Source organism: uncultured Winogradskyella sp., assembly GCF_947501905.1.
GTDB lineage: Bacteria > Bacteroidota > Bacteroidia > Flavobacteriales > Flavobacteriaceae > Winogradskyella.
In genome coordinates, this window is record NZ_CANMXL010000002.1 from 664,958 (window position 1) to 683,203 (window position 18,246).

Annotated in this window: 15 protein-coding genes; 5 read left to right on the forward strand and 10 right to left on the reverse strand. The window is 34.0% G+C overall.

Annotated features, from left to right (window positions below):
• The first annotated feature begins 101 nt into the window (after nt 1-101).
• Genes Q0770_RS06730 through Q0770_RS06740 form a run of 3 tightly spaced genes read left to right on the forward strand, consistent with a single transcriptional unit; the run spans nt 102 to nt 2,606 of the window.
• Nucleotides 102-1,160 (forward strand): 3-oxoacyl-ACP synthase III family protein, encoded by a 1,059-nt coding sequence (locus Q0770_RS06730; RefSeq protein WP_299115307.1) that lies wholly within the window; start codon nt 102-104, stop codon nt 1,158-1,160.
• A gap of 24 nt (nt 1,161-1,184) precedes the next feature.
• Nucleotides 1,185-1,718, forward strand: a complete 534-nt coding sequence (locus Q0770_RS06735) for a methyltransferase (protein WP_299115308.1) — start codon at nt 1,185-1,187, stop codon at nt 1,716-1,718.
• Nucleotides 1,719-1,769: 51 nt separating this feature from the next.
• On the forward strand, nt 1,770-2,606 hold the full coding sequence (locus tag Q0770_RS06740; RefSeq protein WP_299115310.1) for a glycosyltransferase family 2 protein: 837 nt from the start codon (nt 1,770-1,772) through the stop codon (nt 2,604-2,606).
• On the opposite strand, the gene pafA is transcribed toward Q0770_RS06740, so the two are convergent.
• Nucleotides 2,603-4,267 (reverse strand): alkaline phosphatase PafA, encoded by a 1,665-nt coding sequence (gene pafA / locus Q0770_RS06745; protein ID WP_299115311.1) that lies wholly within the window; start codon nt 4,265-4,267, stop codon nt 2,603-2,605. The genes Q0770_RS06740 and pafA overlap by 4 nt on opposite strands.
• Before the next feature lie 111 nt (nt 4,268-4,378).
• On the opposite strand from pafA, the gene Q0770_RS06750 reads away from it, so the two are divergent.
• Together Q0770_RS06750 and Q0770_RS06755 are read left to right on the forward strand one after the other, a co-directional pair.
• On the forward strand, nt 4,379-5,116 hold the full coding sequence (locus tag Q0770_RS06750; RefSeq protein WP_188375240.1) for an ABC transporter permease: 738 nt from the start codon (nt 4,379-4,381) through the stop codon (nt 5,114-5,116).
• Complete coding sequence (locus Q0770_RS06755; protein WP_299115312.1) at nt 5,116-5,883, forward strand: ABC transporter ATP-binding protein; 768 nt, start codon at nt 5,116-5,118, stop codon at nt 5,881-5,883. Before Q0770_RS06750 ends, Q0770_RS06755 begins: the two co-directional genes overlap by 1 nt.
• On the opposite strand, the gene Q0770_RS06760 is transcribed toward Q0770_RS06755, so the two are convergent.
• From Q0770_RS06760 to pdhA, 9 genes are all read right to left on the reverse strand, one after another.
• Entirely contained in the window at nt 5,884-7,368 is a 1,485-nt protein-coding gene (locus Q0770_RS06760) for a DUF389 domain-containing protein (RefSeq protein WP_299115313.1), read from the reverse strand.
• 3 nt (nt 7,369-7,371) lie between these two features.
• On the reverse strand, nt 7,372-8,454 hold the full coding sequence (locus tag Q0770_RS06765) for a mannose-1-phosphate guanylyltransferase (protein ID WP_299115315.1): 1,083 nt from the start codon (nt 8,452-8,454) through the stop codon (nt 7,372-7,374).
• A gap of 43 nt (nt 8,455-8,497) precedes the next feature.
• Complete coding sequence (locus tag Q0770_RS06770) at nt 8,498-9,097, reverse strand: SprT-like domain-containing protein (protein ID WP_299115317.1); 600 nt, start codon at nt 9,095-9,097, stop codon at nt 8,498-8,500.
• Nucleotides 9,098-9,121: 24 nt separating this feature from the next.
• Nucleotides 9,122-13,153, reverse strand: a complete 4,032-nt coding sequence (locus Q0770_RS06775; RefSeq protein WP_299115319.1) for an FG-GAP-like repeat-containing protein — start codon at nt 13,151-13,153, stop codon at nt 9,122-9,124.
• 32 nt (nt 13,154-13,185) lie between these two features.
• Entirely contained in the window at nt 13,186-13,830 is a 645-nt protein-coding gene (locus Q0770_RS06780; protein ID WP_299115321.1) for an HAD family phosphatase, read from the reverse strand.
• Nucleotides 13,831-14,514, reverse strand: coding sequence for an SDR family oxidoreductase (locus Q0770_RS06785; RefSeq protein WP_299115323.1), 684 nt, complete (start codon nt 14,512-14,514; stop codon nt 13,831-13,833).
• Complete coding sequence (locus tag Q0770_RS06790; protein ID WP_299115324.1) at nt 14,507-15,502, reverse strand: M20/M25/M40 family metallo-hydrolase; 996 nt, start codon at nt 15,500-15,502, stop codon at nt 14,507-14,509. The genes Q0770_RS06785 and Q0770_RS06790 overlap by 8 nt, the downstream gene beginning before the upstream one ends.
• A gap of 87 nt (nt 15,503-15,589) precedes the next feature.
• Nucleotides 15,590-17,179 carry a pyruvate dehydrogenase complex dihydrolipoamide acetyltransferase gene (locus tag Q0770_RS06795; RefSeq protein WP_299115326.1) on the reverse strand — a complete coding sequence of 530 codons (1,590 nt, stop codon included), beginning with the start codon at nt 17,177-17,179 and terminating at the stop codon, nt 15,590-15,592.
• Between the two features lie 3 nt (nt 17,180-17,182).
• Nucleotides 17,183-18,184 (reverse strand): pyruvate dehydrogenase (acetyl-transferring) E1 component subunit alpha, encoded by a 1,002-nt coding sequence (gene pdhA, locus Q0770_RS06800; RefSeq protein ID WP_299115328.1) that lies wholly within the window; start codon nt 18,182-18,184, stop codon nt 17,183-17,185.
• Nucleotides 18,185-18,246 lie beyond the last annotated feature (62 nt).

Here is an 18,246-nt window from a genome sequence, read left to right on the forward strand (position 1 = left end):
TATTAAGAATATCAAAAAAATAACTCGATTTACAATTTAAAAGCCCTGAAAGTCATTTAATTAGTTAGCTTAGCAGATTAGTTAATACAAATTTTTTCAGAATGGCTATTAAAATAACAGGAACAGGAAGCTTCATACCGGAAAGCATAGAGCGCAATGAAGATTTTCATGAACATCAATTTCTCAACACTGATGGTTCAAAAATTGATTATCCTAATGAAGTTATTGTAGAAAAATTTAAAGCTATCACAGGAATTGTGGAGCGTCGCTATGCAGATAAGCAATTAACCTCATCTGACCTTGGATTTCTAGCCGCTCAGAAAGCCATTGACGATGCAAATGTAGACATGGAAACCATAGACTACATTATCTGTGCTCACAATTTTGGAGATGTTAAACACGATACTATTCAGAGTGATATCTTACCTTGTTTAGCTTCAAGAATCAAACATCGTTTACGTATTAAAAACCCAAAATGTGTTGCCTATGATATTTTATTTGGTTGCCCTGGTTGGGTAGAAGGTGTTATACAAGCACAGGCATATATTAAAGCAGGCATGGCCAAAAGATGTCTGGTTATTGGTAGCGAAACATTGTCTCGTGTGGTTGATAAACATGATAGAGATTCAATGATTTATTCAGATGGTGCAGGCGCTAGTATTGTCGAAGCTTTAGACGGAGAAGATGGCATTTTAGCACATGAAACTGCTACATTCACATATGATGAAGCTTATTATTTATTTTTTGGAAAATCTAATAACAAGGATATAAGCTCTGATACGCGCTACATAAAAATGCATGGCCGTAAGATTTACGAATTTGCTTTAACTAATGTAGCTCAAGCCATGAAAGACTGCTTAGATAAAAGTGGACTTGATATTTCTGAAGTAAAGAAAGTATTGATTCATCAAGCCAATGAAAAAATGGACGAAGCTATTGTTAAACGTTTCTACAGACTTTATAAAGCTAAAGCTCCAAAAGATATTATGCCAATGAGCATCCATAAGCTAGGAAACAGTTCTGTTGCTACAGTACCTACACTATTTGACTTGATTAGAAATAATAAATTAGACAATCACAAGATTAATAAAGGTGATGTTATTATTTTTGCAAGTGTTGGCGCTGGCATGCATATTAATGCTATCGTTTACAGATATTAATAATTCTGTTTACAGAAAGCTATCATGTATAAATATTTTCCGCATAAGCGCTATAAGCATACACTTGAATTTTTAGAAGCTCATATATCTACTTCTAAAACCATTTTGGATTTAGGTGTAGAAAATCCGTTCACCAAAATCATGAAAGAGCGTGGTTTTAAAGTTGAAAACACAAAAGGTGAAGATTTAGATTTTGATACCTCAACAATAGAAAATTCGGAAGCAACCGTTGTAACAGCCTTCGAAATTTTTGAACACTTATTATCACCACTTACAGTATTAAAATCTATTAAAGCAGATAAACTAATTGCAAGTATTCCAATGCGCTTATGGTTTTCTCCAGCATATCGTAGTAAAACAGATATATGGGACAGACATTACCACGAGTTCGAGGATTGGCAATTCGATTGGCTTTTAGAAAAAGCAGGTTGGCAAATTATAGCTTCAAAAAAATGGACAAATCCCACCAAAAAAATTGGAATTAGACCTATCCTTCGATGGTTTACACCAAGATATTATATTGTTTATGCTGAGCGCATAAAAAATTCCAAGGACTAAACTCTAAATTCCAAATCTGTTTGATTAGATTTGAGTTTAAGAAATTAAAGTTTGAGGTTTTATATTGTCATTCCTGCTCATAATGAAGAAGATTCTATTGGTCTAACATTAGACTCTTTAATTAATCAAACGCATACACCAAGTAAAGTTGTTGTGGTTAATGACAATTCTTCTGACAGTACTCAAACTATTATAGAAAGTTTTGAAAATAAATTTGAATGGATTTCTTTTATTAATATTACATCATCTAACAAACATATCCCCGGAGCAAAAGTCATAAACGCCTTTTACAAAGGATTTGAAACACTAGATGATAATTACGACATCATCTGCAAGTTTGATGCAGATATTATATTACCTTCAAATTATCTCGAAACACTAACTATCATATTTTCTGAAAATAAAAACGTTGGCATTGCTGGTGGATTAGCCTATATAAAAAAGAATAATGATTGGGTTTACGAGAACATTTCAAATAAAGATCATGTACGTGGTCCGTTTAAAGCTTACAGAAAAGCATGTTTTGAAGCTATTGGCGGATTAAAAGAGTCTATTGGTTGGGACACTGTAGACACCTTACTTGCTAAATACTATAATTGGGAAGTAAAAACTGACCATAGCTTAAAAATAAGACACTTGAAACCGACTGGAAATTCTTATAATTCATCTTCAAAATATTTGCAAGGAGAAGCACTTTATAAAATGCGTTATGGAATTTTTATTACAGTAATTTCCGCAGCAAAAATGGCATTAAAGAAACGTAGTATTAATACTTTCTTCAATTATATAATAGGATATCTTAAGACTAAGGAACGTATTGTCTCCAAAGAGCAAGGTAAGTTTATTAGAAAATTACGTTGGAAAGGTATTCTAAACAATATAACCTAGTCCAAAACAAACCCTAAAGGCATACCTGTTGCTCCGTTAGGAAAACTAATACCTAATAAAGCTGAAATAGTTGGAGCAATATCAGGAATTACTGTTTTTTGAAGTGTGATTCCATGCTTAATACCTTTTCCAAAGAATAACAATGGCACATGCGTATCGTAGTTTAATCCGCTCCCATGAGTAGATCCTGTTTTACTATAGGCAATATGAGCAATATCGTCAACCACAATCACATCACCAGAACGTTTTTGGTTAAAACCGTTTTGCAGTAAAGCTTCAATTCCGGTAGTAAAATTGGTTGAGTTCATTGTTGTAGCTGTATATACTTTTGCAATATTATCATAACTGATTTGCTCATCTACCAAATCTTGTTCGACCTCATGTAGATTTAAGTTAAGTTCTTTAATCTTTGCTTTATTAAAGAAAATTTGATTATTACTCACATTCTCTACAATATCTTTAGTGCCATATTTTTCTTCTAGAAAAGCTATAAACTTTTTCTTTCGAGAGTTATAATCTAAATATCCTGCAGGTATATTTACTGACTGCAAATATGCTGGCACATTAACTGCTCCATGATCAGCTGTTAAAAACACCGTGTACTCACCAGTTCCAACTTGAATGTCTAAAAATTCGAAAAAACGTTCTAAATCTTTATCCAACCTTATGTAAGTATCCTCAACCTCTTTAGAATTAACACCAAAATTATGACCTACATAATCCGTAGAAGAATAACTAAGAGTTAAAACGTCCGTGCTTATATCTTCACCTAAGTTTTCTCCTTTTATAGCGGCTATTGCAAAATCCGTTGTCAAGCTGTTTCCGTAAGCCGTGGCTTTTAAAAGATCAAAACCACCATTCTCTCCTTTCAATTTTGCTAAATCATAAGGAAATGTTGCTTTTTCTTTTCCTTTAAATCCACCTTCAAAATTATTATCATCATTTCCACTTTCTACATAAGTGTTTATATCATAAAATGTGTCCCAAACTTTAAAGTAAGATTCAGCTATATCAGAACTATTAAAATCGCTAACCCATTTTGGCAAATCATTTCTGTAAAAAGAGCTTGTTATCCAAACACCTTCTTCCTTACCATAAAACCAATAAGCACCATCGGCTGTATGACCTGCAGGTAAAATAGCACCTCTATCTTTAATAGCAATACCAATAGTTTTTCCTCGCATTTGAGTAAATAACTTATTTTCGTCTGCAAAGCTGGTCGTCAACATTCGATGTGGTGACATCTGTCCTGCAGTACTCTCCGTACCAATAGACTTTACACTATCGTCTCCAGCACAATACACTACTTCTTTCTGTACTTTATCATACCAATTATTAGAAATTACACCATGATATTTTGGCGTAGTCCCTGTAAACACTGATGCATGACCTGGACCAGTATATGTTGGCACATAATTAAAATGATTGTTTTTACAGTTAAATCCTTCTTTCATCATACGCTTAAATCCACCATCACTAAATTTTGAATAAAATCGAGTTAAATAATCATAGCGCATCTGGTCGACTACAATTCCAACAATAAGTTTTGGATTTTTAGTTTCTGAAATACTAGTATCGTTAGAATTTCTTGATTCTACTTTTTGAGCATTACATGATATCAATGCAAAACAAACTGAGAAAATTAGGATGACTTTTTTCATTTATTAGCTGTAATATTAAAGCACAAAAATAACGGTTTTAGATAGATGTTAATTTAATAAAATAGTATTTAACGAAGAGTTTTTCATAATTTAGCATTAACAACAGTTTAGATGAAATACCTACACAATATTGGTGTCTATTTTTTAATGATTAAAGACATGTTTCGCAAACCCACTAAGTGGTCAGTTATGCGAACCCTAATTCTAAAAGATATTGATGACCTTATTATCAACTCTCTTGGTATCGTAGCCTTTATTTCGTTTTTTGTTGGTGGTGTTGTTGCTATACAAACCTCATTAAACATATCTAACCCGTTAATCCCTAAATATTTAGTTGGTTTTGCTACCAGACAATCTATAATATTAGAATTTGCACCTACTTTTATTTCTATAATTATGGCTGGTAAGGTAGGTTCTTTTATAACATCAAGCATTGGTACTATGCGTGTTACGGAACAAATAGATGCACTCGAAGTTATGGGTATTAATTCTTTAAACTATTTAGTATTTCCAAAGTTTATAGCTTTATCTCTTTACCCTTTTATTATATCAATTGCTATGTTTTTAGGTGTTTTAGGAGGTTTAGCCGCATGTGTTTATGGAGGTTACGGAACATTAGAAGATTATATTGAAGGCATCCAAACAGATTTTATTCCTTTTCATATTGTCTATGCATTTATAAAAACACTTGTATTTGCATTTTTACTAGCCACAATACCTTCTTTTTATGGCTATTTCATGAAAGGTGGTGCATTAGAAGTTGGTAAAGCGAGTACCACGAGTTTTGTTTGGACTAGTGTTGTCATCATTTTAGCAAATTACTTTTTAACAAGTTTACTTTTAGGTTAATGATAGAGGTTAAAGATTTACATAAGTCATTTGGAGAAGCTCATATTTTGAAAGGCATTAGTACTGTTTTTGAAAAAGGTAAAACCAACTTAATTATTGGACAAAGTGGATCTGGTAAAACCGTATTCCTTAAATGTCTTTTAGGTCTTTTTGAATACGAAAAAGGAGCCATTTCTTATGAAGGGCATGTAATGAGTGAATTAACCGCAAATGAAAAACGAGACTTACGCGCTCAGATAGGTATGGTTTTTCAAGGTAGTGCCTTATTTGATTCAATGACCATTGCTGAAAATGTTATGTTCCCATTAAGAATGTTTACTAAGCAAAGTAAGAGCGAAATGGAAGACCGTGTTGATTTTGTATTGAAGCGTGTTAACCTTCCTGATGCGCATAAGAAAATGCCTAGTGAAGCTTCAGGAGGAATGCAAAAACGTGTTGCTATTGCTCGTGCTATTGTAAATAATCCAAAATATTTGTTTTGTGATGAACCTAATTCAGGTTTAGACCCCAAAACAGCTATTGTTATTGACAACCTTATTCAAGAGATTACAGATGAATATCAAATGACTACTGTCATCAACTCACACGATATGAACTCTGTTATGGAAATTGGCGAAAAAATTGTCTTCTTAAAAGATGGCTACAAAGAATGGGAAGGTTCTAAAGACACAATTTTTAAAACAGACAATGAAGCTGTAACTAACTTTGTTTACTCGTCTAACTTATTTAAAAAAGTAAGACGCATGTACATTGAAGAAAATCAGTAATTAATTTCTTCGCACAACGACAGAATCAGTTTTAATTTCTTGTTTTAACCATAGTATCAACTCCTTTTCCTTAATAGAGGCTAAACTATCATTCAGAGTACTTTTCCAAACTACATCTGCAACATCAATAGTATCAATTTTAATAAAATCTCTAGATTCTAACATTCTGGCATAACCCAAATATTCTAAATCATTGAATCTAATTTTTGCATCTTTTGCTAGGCTAGAAAAAGAAATATTATCAGCAGTGTTTTTAGCTTCTAACTGCTGATTAAACTCAGAAACAGTCTCTTGCAAATCACTAACTTGTTTTTCAAGACCAGAGATAATTAAATCTTTTTTATCCAATTCAGAAATGGCTCTATCGTAAGCATCTGAGATTTTATCAAAACTGCGATTTTTATTACCAGAGATTATTAATTCAAAATCTTTAATCTTATCATAGTCCTTTATTTCGTTTTTCCAATCTGCAATAGAAGCATCTGGCACTTCTCCATTAAAGTATAATGTTATTTTTTTCTCATCATAATTTGGTGTTCCGTTTTGAAACCATAGCTCACGATTAGACCTAACTTCATTTTCTACAAAGTTTTCATAATCATTTACCAAACCACTTTTTTTGAAAACTTGAATGAATGTAATTGTTGGATAAATCATCACTAAGATTGCAACTAGACCAGCAAATCTAGCTATGCGTCTTCGTTTAGCCGAATTAGCATACTTCAACATTGGAAAACGCAATACCTTAAGAACAATAAATGTTGCTAATGCAATAAAAATAGTATTGATGGTAAACAGGTTCATTGCTCCTCCAAAATAAGACCAATTACCATTAGCCAAACCATAACCAGCTGTACAAAGTGGAGGCATTAAAGCTGTGGCAATAGCCACGCCAAAAATTACTGAGGCAATGGTACCCTTTTTTGTACGTGCAATTATAAGTGCTAATCCTCCAAAAAATGCAATAAGCACATCTCTTAAATCTGGAGCAACTCTTCCTAAAAGCTCGGAAGTTTCTTTCCCTCCTAAAGGGAAAAATCTAAAAAACAAGAAAGCTGTTAGTAAACTTAACACTATCATTGTTGCTAAGTTTATTAATGATTTTTTTAGTGTATCTATATCATTTAAAGCGATAGACATACCAATACCTAAAATAGGCCCCATTAATGGAGAAATAAGCATCGCTCCAATTACTACTGCTGTAGAGTCAGCATTAAGACCCACTGAGGCAACCATAATTGAACAAACTAAAATCCATGCTGTTGCTCCTTTAAAAGAAACATCATCTTTTATTGCTTTTATAGTAGCATCTCTATCTGTATCTTCTCTAAAGTCCAAAAGCTCATGCAGAAAATGAGAGATACTAGCAAAAAGCCCTTTAGCATCTTGTTTTACGGCTTCTTTTTTTTCTTCAACAACTTTGTCTTTATTTAATTGTTGTCTTTGTTCTTCTTCAGAAAAGTTAAATTTATTTTCTTCACTCATATTTTAACCATATTGTTCTCCAAATTTATCTTTCACAGATTGGAGCACCTTCTTTATATCTTGTTCTTTTGTTTTAGGAAAGATAAGTAAAACTTCGTCTTTGTCTACAATAATATAATCTTCTAGGCCATCTAGAACAACAACCTTATCGTCTTTGGTGCGTATCATATTACCCGAAGCATCTTCGGTCAAAGTTTTTGCATTGACAACAGCATTATTATTAGAATCTTTATCGAGCTTATCATAAAGACTTCCCCATGTTCCTAAATCGTTCCAATCGAAAGTAGCAGGAATTACATATACATTTTTACTCTTCTCCATGATGGCATAATCCACGGAAATGTTTTCTGCCTTACCGTAGTTGTCTCTTATAAAATCGTCTTCAAACTCAGTGTTATAGGTAGATATACCTGCTTCAAAAAGTTGAAAAAGCTCTGGCTGATTATTTTTAAATGTATTCACAACCGTTTTTGCACTCCACATAAAAATACCAGCATTCCAAAGAAAATTACCTTGACTCAAAAACGATTTTGCTGTTTCGTAATCTGGCTTTTCTCGAAATTGGTTTACCGATTTTATATTTGAAGTAGAATTTTTATCATATTCAATATAACCATATCCTGTATTAGGAAATGTTGGTGTAATACCCAAAGTCATTAGAGCATCATTATTTGAGCAATACTCAAAGGCTTGACTTACATTTTGTGTGAAAGCGTTTTCATCTTCTATCCAATGATCACTAGGAGCAACAATCATTACCGCATCAGGGTTTTCTTTTTGGATTTTAAGAGACGCATATAATATACATGGCGCTGTATTACGCATTGCAGGTTCTAAAACAACTTGGCGCTTTGTGACACTTGGTATTTGCTCAAATACCAGGTCGTTATAACGCTCGTTGGTAAGTATAAATATATTTTCTTCTGGTATCAGTTGCGCTAATCGATTAAATGTTTTTTGGATAAGAGTATCTCCAGTTCCTAACATGTCGTGAAACTGTTTTGGAAAATCTTGCGTGCTTACTGGCCAAAAACGTGAGCCAACACCACCTGCCATTAAAATAGCGTAGTAATCTTTATTTTTCATCAAATTAATTTTTCCCTTTGCTTTTGGGGTTCTTAATAGATAATTATTCTTCTAACAACTCAACCTCAGCATTTGGGTTAAACAAATATAACTTTCCTGAACTTATTTCTAGGCACTCATAGCGTTTTCTGCGTTTTGCTCCCTTCCTGAATATACGTCCGTTGTATAGCTTAAATGTTACACCTTCCTCTATTTCAAAAATAAAAGTTTTGTCGTTTTCCTCATCATATTGCTTTAATGCCAATGCTAAATCTGCATCTGTATCACTTGAGGCTTTAGGATTTCTAAAATGTTTGGCTAATAGTGGTAATAGATTATTTGGAAATATTTCTGGTCGTAAAAAAGGTAACATTAAATGCTGAAAGGTAAGTTTCCACTCCTTACCATGTGGCTTGATAAAATGTCCATGTTTTTGATACGCCTCTAAGTGAGCAATTTCGTGAATTAAAGTAATTAAAAATCGATAAGGATTTAAATTAGAATTTACAGTTATTTGATGCTTTCCATTAGGCAACATCCTATAATCACCGTGCCTAGTTTTGCGTTCGCCTTTTATTTTGACAACGAGGTTATCAGTACTGATTAAGTCTTGAATTAAAAATTTTGCTTCTTGAGGAATATATTGAAAAAGTGTTCGTTGCATGCACCCAAAGTTTTGACTTTTGCCTTACTTAGTAACTACAACCATTTTTGAATTTCCATTTACTCGTAATACATAAAGACCAGTTACAGCATTATTCAACCTAATACGAGTTATACCAGTATCTTCATCATAATCTGAAGCAATAATATCTATCATTCTTCCTCGAATATCAAATACTTCAATGACATCATTTATAGTTGTACTCGTAATAAAAAACTGTTGATTATTAGTTGGGTTAGGGTAGATTATTTGTTCTGTAGTATTATTTGGGTTTGATGATGATTGAAAGTACGGCAACGCAAACTCAAAAGTATCATCTGCTACTTTCTGACCAATAAAACGGCCAGGCAAATCATCTGCTGGTGGATGAATTCCACCCCAAATACGAGATAAACTTGTTTGGTCTGATGCGTCTCTGTATGTTGCCCATTGCAGAACTACATCAACAGAGGGTCCTTTTTCGAAAACTAAAAATTCATCTTTTTTAGCTACAAACTCACCTATTCCTCCTGGAAAAAATGGGTCGCCTGTAAGCTTAGTCAATATCTCTGATGCTGCTCGAGAAAATGTAGAATGTCCTGATACATATCCAGCAAATGGTGGTGTAACAAATGTAGGTCGTTGGTAAGGATACCAATCTTCAGCTAAAATCCAACCAACACCTGCAACATCTTCTTCAGGATCATTAATAAAATCGTGACCTCTCCATGTATATAGTTTTACCTTTCCGATATTTTGACCGAAGAATCCAGCTAATGGGTCACCAGCTTCAACTAATTCTATTAATCCCGGAATTAATTCAAAACCAGAAGGACTATAATTAGGTAAAGTCTCATCAGAACTTTGACCTTGTTCATCTCCCATATAACGTATAGCAGATATAGGCCTAATATAATCATGCCACCCTTTTACACTCCATGCTGCTATGGCTGAATCATGCATTGCTCCACCAAGAATAAAATAAGCTTTAACATCCCATTCCAAGGCATTTAAAATATCGCCTTGACCTTGGAAACGCTTTTCGAACTGTGGGTGATCGTTAACGTAATTCAATATTGTAAACCAATGCCCTGGAGGTGTTTCAGAATCTGGACCGTCTGCCCAAAATTCTGCTAAAACTCTTGCATAGTCACCACGTGGCACCATGTTAGAAACATATGGTGCTGAAGTTTTAGGATTCATGGCATGACCAGTACCTATATCTCCACCTTCTGTAAAATTGTAGAATGATGGATAATCTTCAAAAGCTGTTGGGAAATCAGCAATATCTGTATTACCAATAGCCCCAGGTGAAATATCCCACATGACACCATCACTTGGATCTAAATGCGATTGCCAAGCAGACACCATAGAGAAGCCCCATTTGTATTGTTCACTTTCAGTATCTTCAACTGTAGTATTTATTTGTGGAGGTGTTATTGGGTTATGGAAAACACGGTAGTTGTTTCCATCTCTATTAAATACAGTTACATCCTCTTCTTTTAAGGCAAAACCATTTACATTTCCCCATTCTGGACTTAAAAATTCGGGAACATTACCTTCAACTACATTTCCGCCCTGGTCTATAAATGTATCCAACCCTAAAGGTTGCCATCTATTAGGATCCACTACTGGTGGATTATCGGGAAGCTCCAGATTATATGCTTGGTTAACTGGCTGATAAAATTCATTATCAAATCCTGTACTCTCACGTGAACCGTCTTGTAATCCGTAATCTATAATAGTTTGCGCTACATAATTACCTAATGCTGCAGCATTTCCGAATTCATATAAAACAGAAGTTAATGAGGTCTCATAACCTAATTTTTCCATTAATAAATCTATACGCTCTTGGTTAGATTCTGCTCCAGGAGAATTCTGAAATCGATATGATAATAATCGATACATGGCGTAACTTATAGCCTCGTTAACAGATTCTTCATTTGAATTAATTGGAATAAAATCTACTAGTTCACTAGTAAAGTCTTTAACTTCGTTACCTATTAAGTATGGTTTAGCTTGGTCATCATAAATAGCCCATATATCGTACATTGCTACACTTGTGTGAAATAAGTTTCTTGCATGTACTGTTGGCCTCGCAAAATCTCCACGAATAGCACTTAATAATACTTCATTCCATAATCTTGCAATTGAAATATTTTCTGGTAAATCTGTTGCATTTAACTCAATATTTATTGAAGCTTCTAAACTAGAACATTGATTATCAGATTCTATTACAGACACTCTACCTTCTGATTCCAACTCCCAATGCACTGTAATCGCATTAGTACCTTGCCCACTTAATATCTGCCCTCCACTAACTGACCAAACTGCTGTTGAGTTTGCTCCAATATTGTATAAATAAGTTTGCGTTGAATAAAATGCGGCTGTAGTAGCACCTACTATTGGCTGATTATCTATATAAGTACAACTACCATCATCTAAAGTAGCCTCAGAATTGTACGAACATGAAACTGGATCTGTACATCCATATATTTTTTCGCTTGGTTGAATATTTAAATCTGTTAAACTTCCACCTTCAATAGCTAACATTGTAGAATTAATCGTCGCATTACTATGTGTTTCTACTAATCCTGAAGGCCAAGTAATTTCTATAGAGGTTATAGATGTTTCATCATCCAAACCAAAATGCAATGGCATTAAACTTTGGCTCAAAAATCCAACTCCAGATTTATATCTTATCAATGTTCCATCTGCAGTAGTTAACTTTACAATTGCGCCAACCGCATCACGATTAGAGGTTGTGCCTTGTAATTCTAACTTAAACCAATTCAGCGTTGGGTTTACATCGTCAAAATCTAAAGTCCTGTTTTCGTATAAAAAAGAAGGTCCATCATTATTGGTAACATATAAATCTATATCACCATCATTATCATAATCCCAATCTATAGCTTCTACACTAATTGTTTGCTCATTGAGATTTAAAGATTGTGATACATCTTCAAAGGCATTTTGACCTTGTGCATTTAAGTTTCTGAAATAGAAATTAGGCTCTACACTTCTATCTTCGAACTCATAGCCATTAACAACATATAAATCTTCATCTCCATCTAAATCAAAATCAGAGAATCGAGTTCCCCATGCCCATAATGTATTTCCTAAGCCAAAGGTGTCTGCATTTTCTGTAAATGTATTATCACCATTATTGGTTAACAAAAAATTATCATCAATTGCAGTTACAAATAAATCAAAATAACCATCTCTATTATAATCGCCTATGGTAATACCCATATCATCACCCATGGTATTTACGCCATAAGCTCCCGCTTGATTAGTAAAACTTGTTGCGCTATTATTTATGTATAAATCATTAGGCTCATCAAAATCATTTGAAATATACAAATCCATAAAACCATCTTCATTAAAATCAAATGGCAGAGCCGTATAACTCGCTAGACCTGATTGCGCTTGAATACCTATAGATACTGTAACATCAGTAAATGTATTATTACCATTATTTCTGAATAATTGATTGCTATCGCATTCATCCCAATCGCTGATATAGATATCTAATAGTCCATCATTATTATAATCAAACCACGTTGCTCCAGTATTTCTGCAATCATTTAAGGTATCAAAACCTGCAATAGACGTTAAATTTGCAAATGTTCCATTTCCAAGATTTCGAAATAATTGTACTTTAAAAGAATAAGTCAAAAATAAATCTGGAAAGCCATCATTATTATAATCTCCCCAAGATGCGCCACTTTTTTGACCTTCTAAACCAAACCAGTCCGCTCCACCTTCATCCTGAGAAAGTAGCTCTGTTAAACCTGCTAATTCTGTAACATCAGTAAATGTACCATCGTTATTATTTCTAAATAAACGGCTTAATGTTTTTGGACTATCTAGGTCATCATTTGCTTTAGCAACTACGAAAATGTCTAAATCGTTATCGCCATCATAATCAGCTACGGCTACTCCGTTATTTTCTTCTAGAATACCAAGCCCTGTAATATCTTCTACTCTGTCAAAAGTTTGACTATATAGGTTCTGGATTGAAACACACAAAACCAAGAGAATAACAAAATAATTTTTGAGTATTTTTCTTAGCATAAAATTCTTTTTTGCTAATATAAAAATTACTCTTAATTTTCTGTTAATAAACAAGGTAGATTTAACATGTTAACAAACGTCTTATCGGCTATTTTAGACAATTCGTCATTATAGTCATGAGCCGTGTAAGCAAATACTGTAAAGCCACCTTTTTTTGCTGCTTCAACTCCTGTGATGCTATCTTCAATAACCAAACATTCTTTTGGCAAAAAATTCATTGTTTTTGCAGCCAATAAAAAAATATCTGGCTCTGGTTTCCATTTTTGAATCGTGTAGCAACTAAATATTTTATCTTCAAAATAAGATAATAGTCCTGTAAGACTTAAATTAAGTCTAATTTTTTCTTCCGGTCCACTTGAAGCCACACAAAACGGAATTCTTAAATTTTGCAAAACATGCTCTATATTTTCTACAGGGCTTATATTTTCTTTAAAAGCTTGGTAAGAACGTCTTCTATATTCTTCTATAAAATTATTTGGAAGTGGTTTATTAATTAATTTAGAAACATGATTAGCGACAACACTTAATGCGTTCCCTTTAAAATGTTCAAATCCATAATCCAAATTAATATTAGCTCCTAACTCATTAGCCATATCGACCAATATTTGATTGCCAATTGACTCACTATCTACGAGAACACCATCACAATCAAAAATAATACACTTGTATTTTGACATTTATGGTGTAGAATTAGATACTTGGAGGGTTTTTCCGTTGTAATATTTGTTTCCGTTTAAAGAAAAATTGAAAACATATTCTGCCATTTCTAATGCTGTTGTTGGTGCTTTATAGCCTGGAAATGCTTCTTCTAACATTTCAGTTTGTACAGCACCTAAAGCTAATACATTAAATTGCGGTCCAGTTTCTTTATACTCTTCAGCCAGCAACTCATTTAAGGTAATTACAGCACCTTTACTAGAACTATATGCTGCTAGCCCTGGAAATTTCATACTACCTTGGATGCCTCCCATAGAGCTAATAGTAACTACATGACCATCATTTTTCATGTAAGGCAAAACGACTCGGGTCATTTCTGAAACACCAAAAACATTTGTTTGATACACTTTAGTAAAATCTGAAATGGTAGTCTCAGCAAAAGGCTTATTAAGTAGTGTACCAGCATTATTGATTAAAACATCAACATGTTGCCATTCGTTACCGATAAAAGTTTCTACTTTTTTATAATCGTCTTCATTAGACAAATCCAAAGAAAAAGATGCAACATTTTTTAAACTTAAATTAGCTACAGGCTTATTATTCCTAGATAATGCCAAGACCTTATGACCTTGCTTTGAAAAAAGTTGTACCAGCTCAAAGCCAATACCTCGGCTTGTGCCTGTGATAATTATGTGCTTACTCATCGCTTAAGACTACTTCTTTGGTTGTAGCGTTCATCATACCTTCTAATGCTGGAATCATTTTATTAATAAAACTAGCCATGTGATTATAGTCCATTTTATCAGCTTCATCATCTACATGATGATAATATTCAAAATTTGTAAAATCAAATGTAGAAATAGCATGTGCTGGCATATTTAACTCCTTAAAAAAAGGAAAATTATCAGATCTAAAAAACAATTGAAACTCCTTAGCCTTTGGAAAGAATCCAACTACCTCTTCACCTGCATACTTATTTAAAGTTGTGGCAAAGTTAGAACGATTATAACCACTCATATATGCCATAGATTTATCTTCTGCTCTAGGTATTCCAATCATTTCAAAATTTATCATTGTATAGGCATCTAAACCTTGTTCTTTTAATCGTTTTGCTAAATGTGCTGAGCCTTTTAATCCCATTTCTTCGGCCGAATACAACGTAATCAAGATGCTACGTTTATTAGTCTTAGATTTTGAAAAATATCTACCAAACTCCATTGCCGCAATGGTTCCTGAGGCATCATCATTAGCACCGTTAGCAATACTATCACCATTAACTTCTTTACCTTTACCTATATGATCATAATGGCCTCCGAGAATAACAAACTCATTTTTTAGTTCTGGGTCATTGCCTTCAATCATGCCTACCACATTATAACCTGTAAGTTCGCCAAGCTTGAATGTATCTCTATAGGTTTCAAAATAAGGTTTAATATTATTTTTCTTGAAGTAATTCTCTATAAAAACTGCAGCTTTTTCTATTCCTTTACTTCCTGTTACCCTTCCTTCTAACTCATCAGATGCTAAATATTCCATACTTTTCTGAACATCAATAGCTTTGATTTCTATTTTTTCTGCTTTAGCAACTTCATCTCCTGATTTACCATTAGCTCCATTCTTTGCTTTAGTTTTAAAAACACATGACGTGATAATTACACATAAGATTACCAGTAGCGCACTATATTTTTTCATAATAAATGATTTAAGCATTAAAGATAAAAAACCTGACTCGAAAAAAATTCAAATCAGGTTTTAATATTATTATATATAATTACTAGTTTAAACTAGCATTGTTATTGGGTTTTCTATATATCCTTTTAAAGTCTGAAGAAATTGCGCTCCAGTAGCACCATCTACAGTTCGGTGATCACAAGCTAAAGTTAATTTCATTGTGTTTCCTGCAACAACATGACCATCTTTAACAACTGGTTTTTGAACAATTGCACCAACTGACAGAATTGCGGAATTAGGCTGATTGATAATAGATGTGAAGCTCTCAATGCCAAACATCCCTAAGTTAGATATTGTAAATGTACTGCCTTCCATTTCGTCAAGCGTTAATTTCTTGTCTCTAGCTCTACGTGCATAATCTTTGACAGCTGCTCCTATTTGAGGTAAACTCTGTTCATTTGCAAAACGCACTACAGGAACAACTAATCCATCAGGTACTGCAACAGCCACACCAATGTGAACATGATTGTTTAAACGCATTCTATCATCAAACCACTGAGAATTAACTTGTGGATGCTGACGCAATGCTAAGGCACATGCCTTAACAATCATATCATTAAATGAAATTTTTGTATCCGGAATAGAGTTGTATTGCGTACGGAATGCAATGGCATTATCCATATCAAACTCTACGTTTAAATAATAGTGCGGTGCTGTAAACTTAGATTTAGCTAAATTCTTAGCTATTGCTTTACGCATGTTGCTATTAGCAATCTCATCAAAGTCTTCTTGTCCTGTGGCAACAAATTTAGCAACTGGTGCTGAAGATGTCGCAGCAGTAGAAGGCGTAAAGTTCTCAATATCTCGTTTTACGATTCTACCATTTTCTCCAGAACCATTTACTTGACTTAGATTAATACCCTTTTCTTCTGCCATTTTTTTAGCCAATGGCGAAGCAAATACACGTTCGTTTGAAGATGTATTAACTGTGTTTGCGGCAACAACTTCTTTTTTAGTCTCAGCTTTTAGTGCTTCAACTTTCTTTTCAGCTTTTGGAGCTTCTTCTTTTGCTGGAGCATTGACTTTGAAATTTTTAACAACACCTGAAACATCTGTGCCTGCAGGTCCAATCACAGCTAATAAAGCATCTACCTTTGCAGAATCACCTTCTTGTAAACCAACATGTAATAATGTACCTGAATTGAAAGACTCAAATTCCATTGTGGCTTTATCTGTTTCTATTTCAGCTAAAATATCACCCTCTTCTACTTCATCGCCTACATTTTTTAACCAAGATGCTACAGTACCTTCTTCCATAGTGTCACTTAAACGTGGCATGGTTACTACGATAACGCCTTCAGGCACTTCTACAGAATCGTTCGAAGCTTTTTCTTCACTCTCACTATCGTTCGAAATGACTTCAGAAGTATTTCCATTTAGCAAATCTGAAATATCTTCTCCTTCTTCTCCTATGATTGCTAAAAGTTTATCTACTTCAGTAGTTTCACCTTCTTGAACGCCAATATGAAGTAAGGTTCCTTCGTAGAAAGATTCAAACTCCATAGTAGCTTTATCTGTTTCAATCTCAGCTAAAATATCACCTTCTTCTACTTTGTCTCCAACTTGTTTTAGCCATGTTGCAACGGTACCTTCTTCCATGGTATCGCTTAACCTTGGCATATTAATTACTTCTGCCATAGCTTACTTGATTTTATGGTCTATAAATGGATAATCTTCTTGCTCGTATACAGCGTCGTACATGACATTCTTATCTGGATATGGAGAATCTTCAGCAAACTTCTCGCATTCTGCAACCAAATCCTTAACACGCTTATCAATGACTTTAATATCATCTTCTGTTGCGTATTTTTCTTCAAGAATAATGTCCTTAACCTGTTTGATAGGGTCAATTTTTTTATATTCTTCAACCTCATCTTTAGTTCTGTAATGCTGAGCATCAGACATAGAGTGTCCTCTATAACGATACGTTTTAACCTCTAGAAAAGAAGGCCCTCCTCCGTTTCTAGCTCTTGAGATTGCTTCATCAAAAGCTTCGGCCACTTTTATTGGATTCATTCCGTCAACAGGTCCAGAAGGCATCTCATAGCCTAAACCTAACTTCCAGATATCTGTGTGATTAGCTGTACGCTCTACTGAAGTTCCCATAGCGTATCCATTATTTTCACAAACAAAAACTACAGGCAAGTTCCATAACATCGCTAAATTGAATGTTTCGTGAAGTGAACCTTGACGTGCCGCACCATCACCAAAGCAACAGATTGTAACAGCATCTTTATCATGATACTTATCACCAAAGGCAATACCTGCGCCTAGAGGAATCTGTCCTCCAACAATACCATGACCTCCATAAAAACGATGTTCTTTAGAGAATATGTGCATAGAACCACCAAGACCTTTTGATGTCCCGGTTGCTTTTCCGTAAAGCTCTGCCATAACACGTCTTGGATCAACACCCATACCAATTGGCTGTACGTGGTTACGGTAAGCCGTTATCATTTTATCTTTAGTTAAATCCATTGCATGTAATGCTCCGGCTAGAACAGCTTCTTGTCCATTATATAAATGAAGAAAACCTCTTACTTTTTGCTGAATGTAAACGGCTGCAAGTTTATCTTCAAACTTTCGCCAAAACAACATGTCTTCATACCACTTTAGGTAAACTTCCTTTGTTACTTTTTCCATCTATCTTTTATGTATAAAATGAATCTACTGTCTACATGACAAAGCAGAACAACAAAAATAAT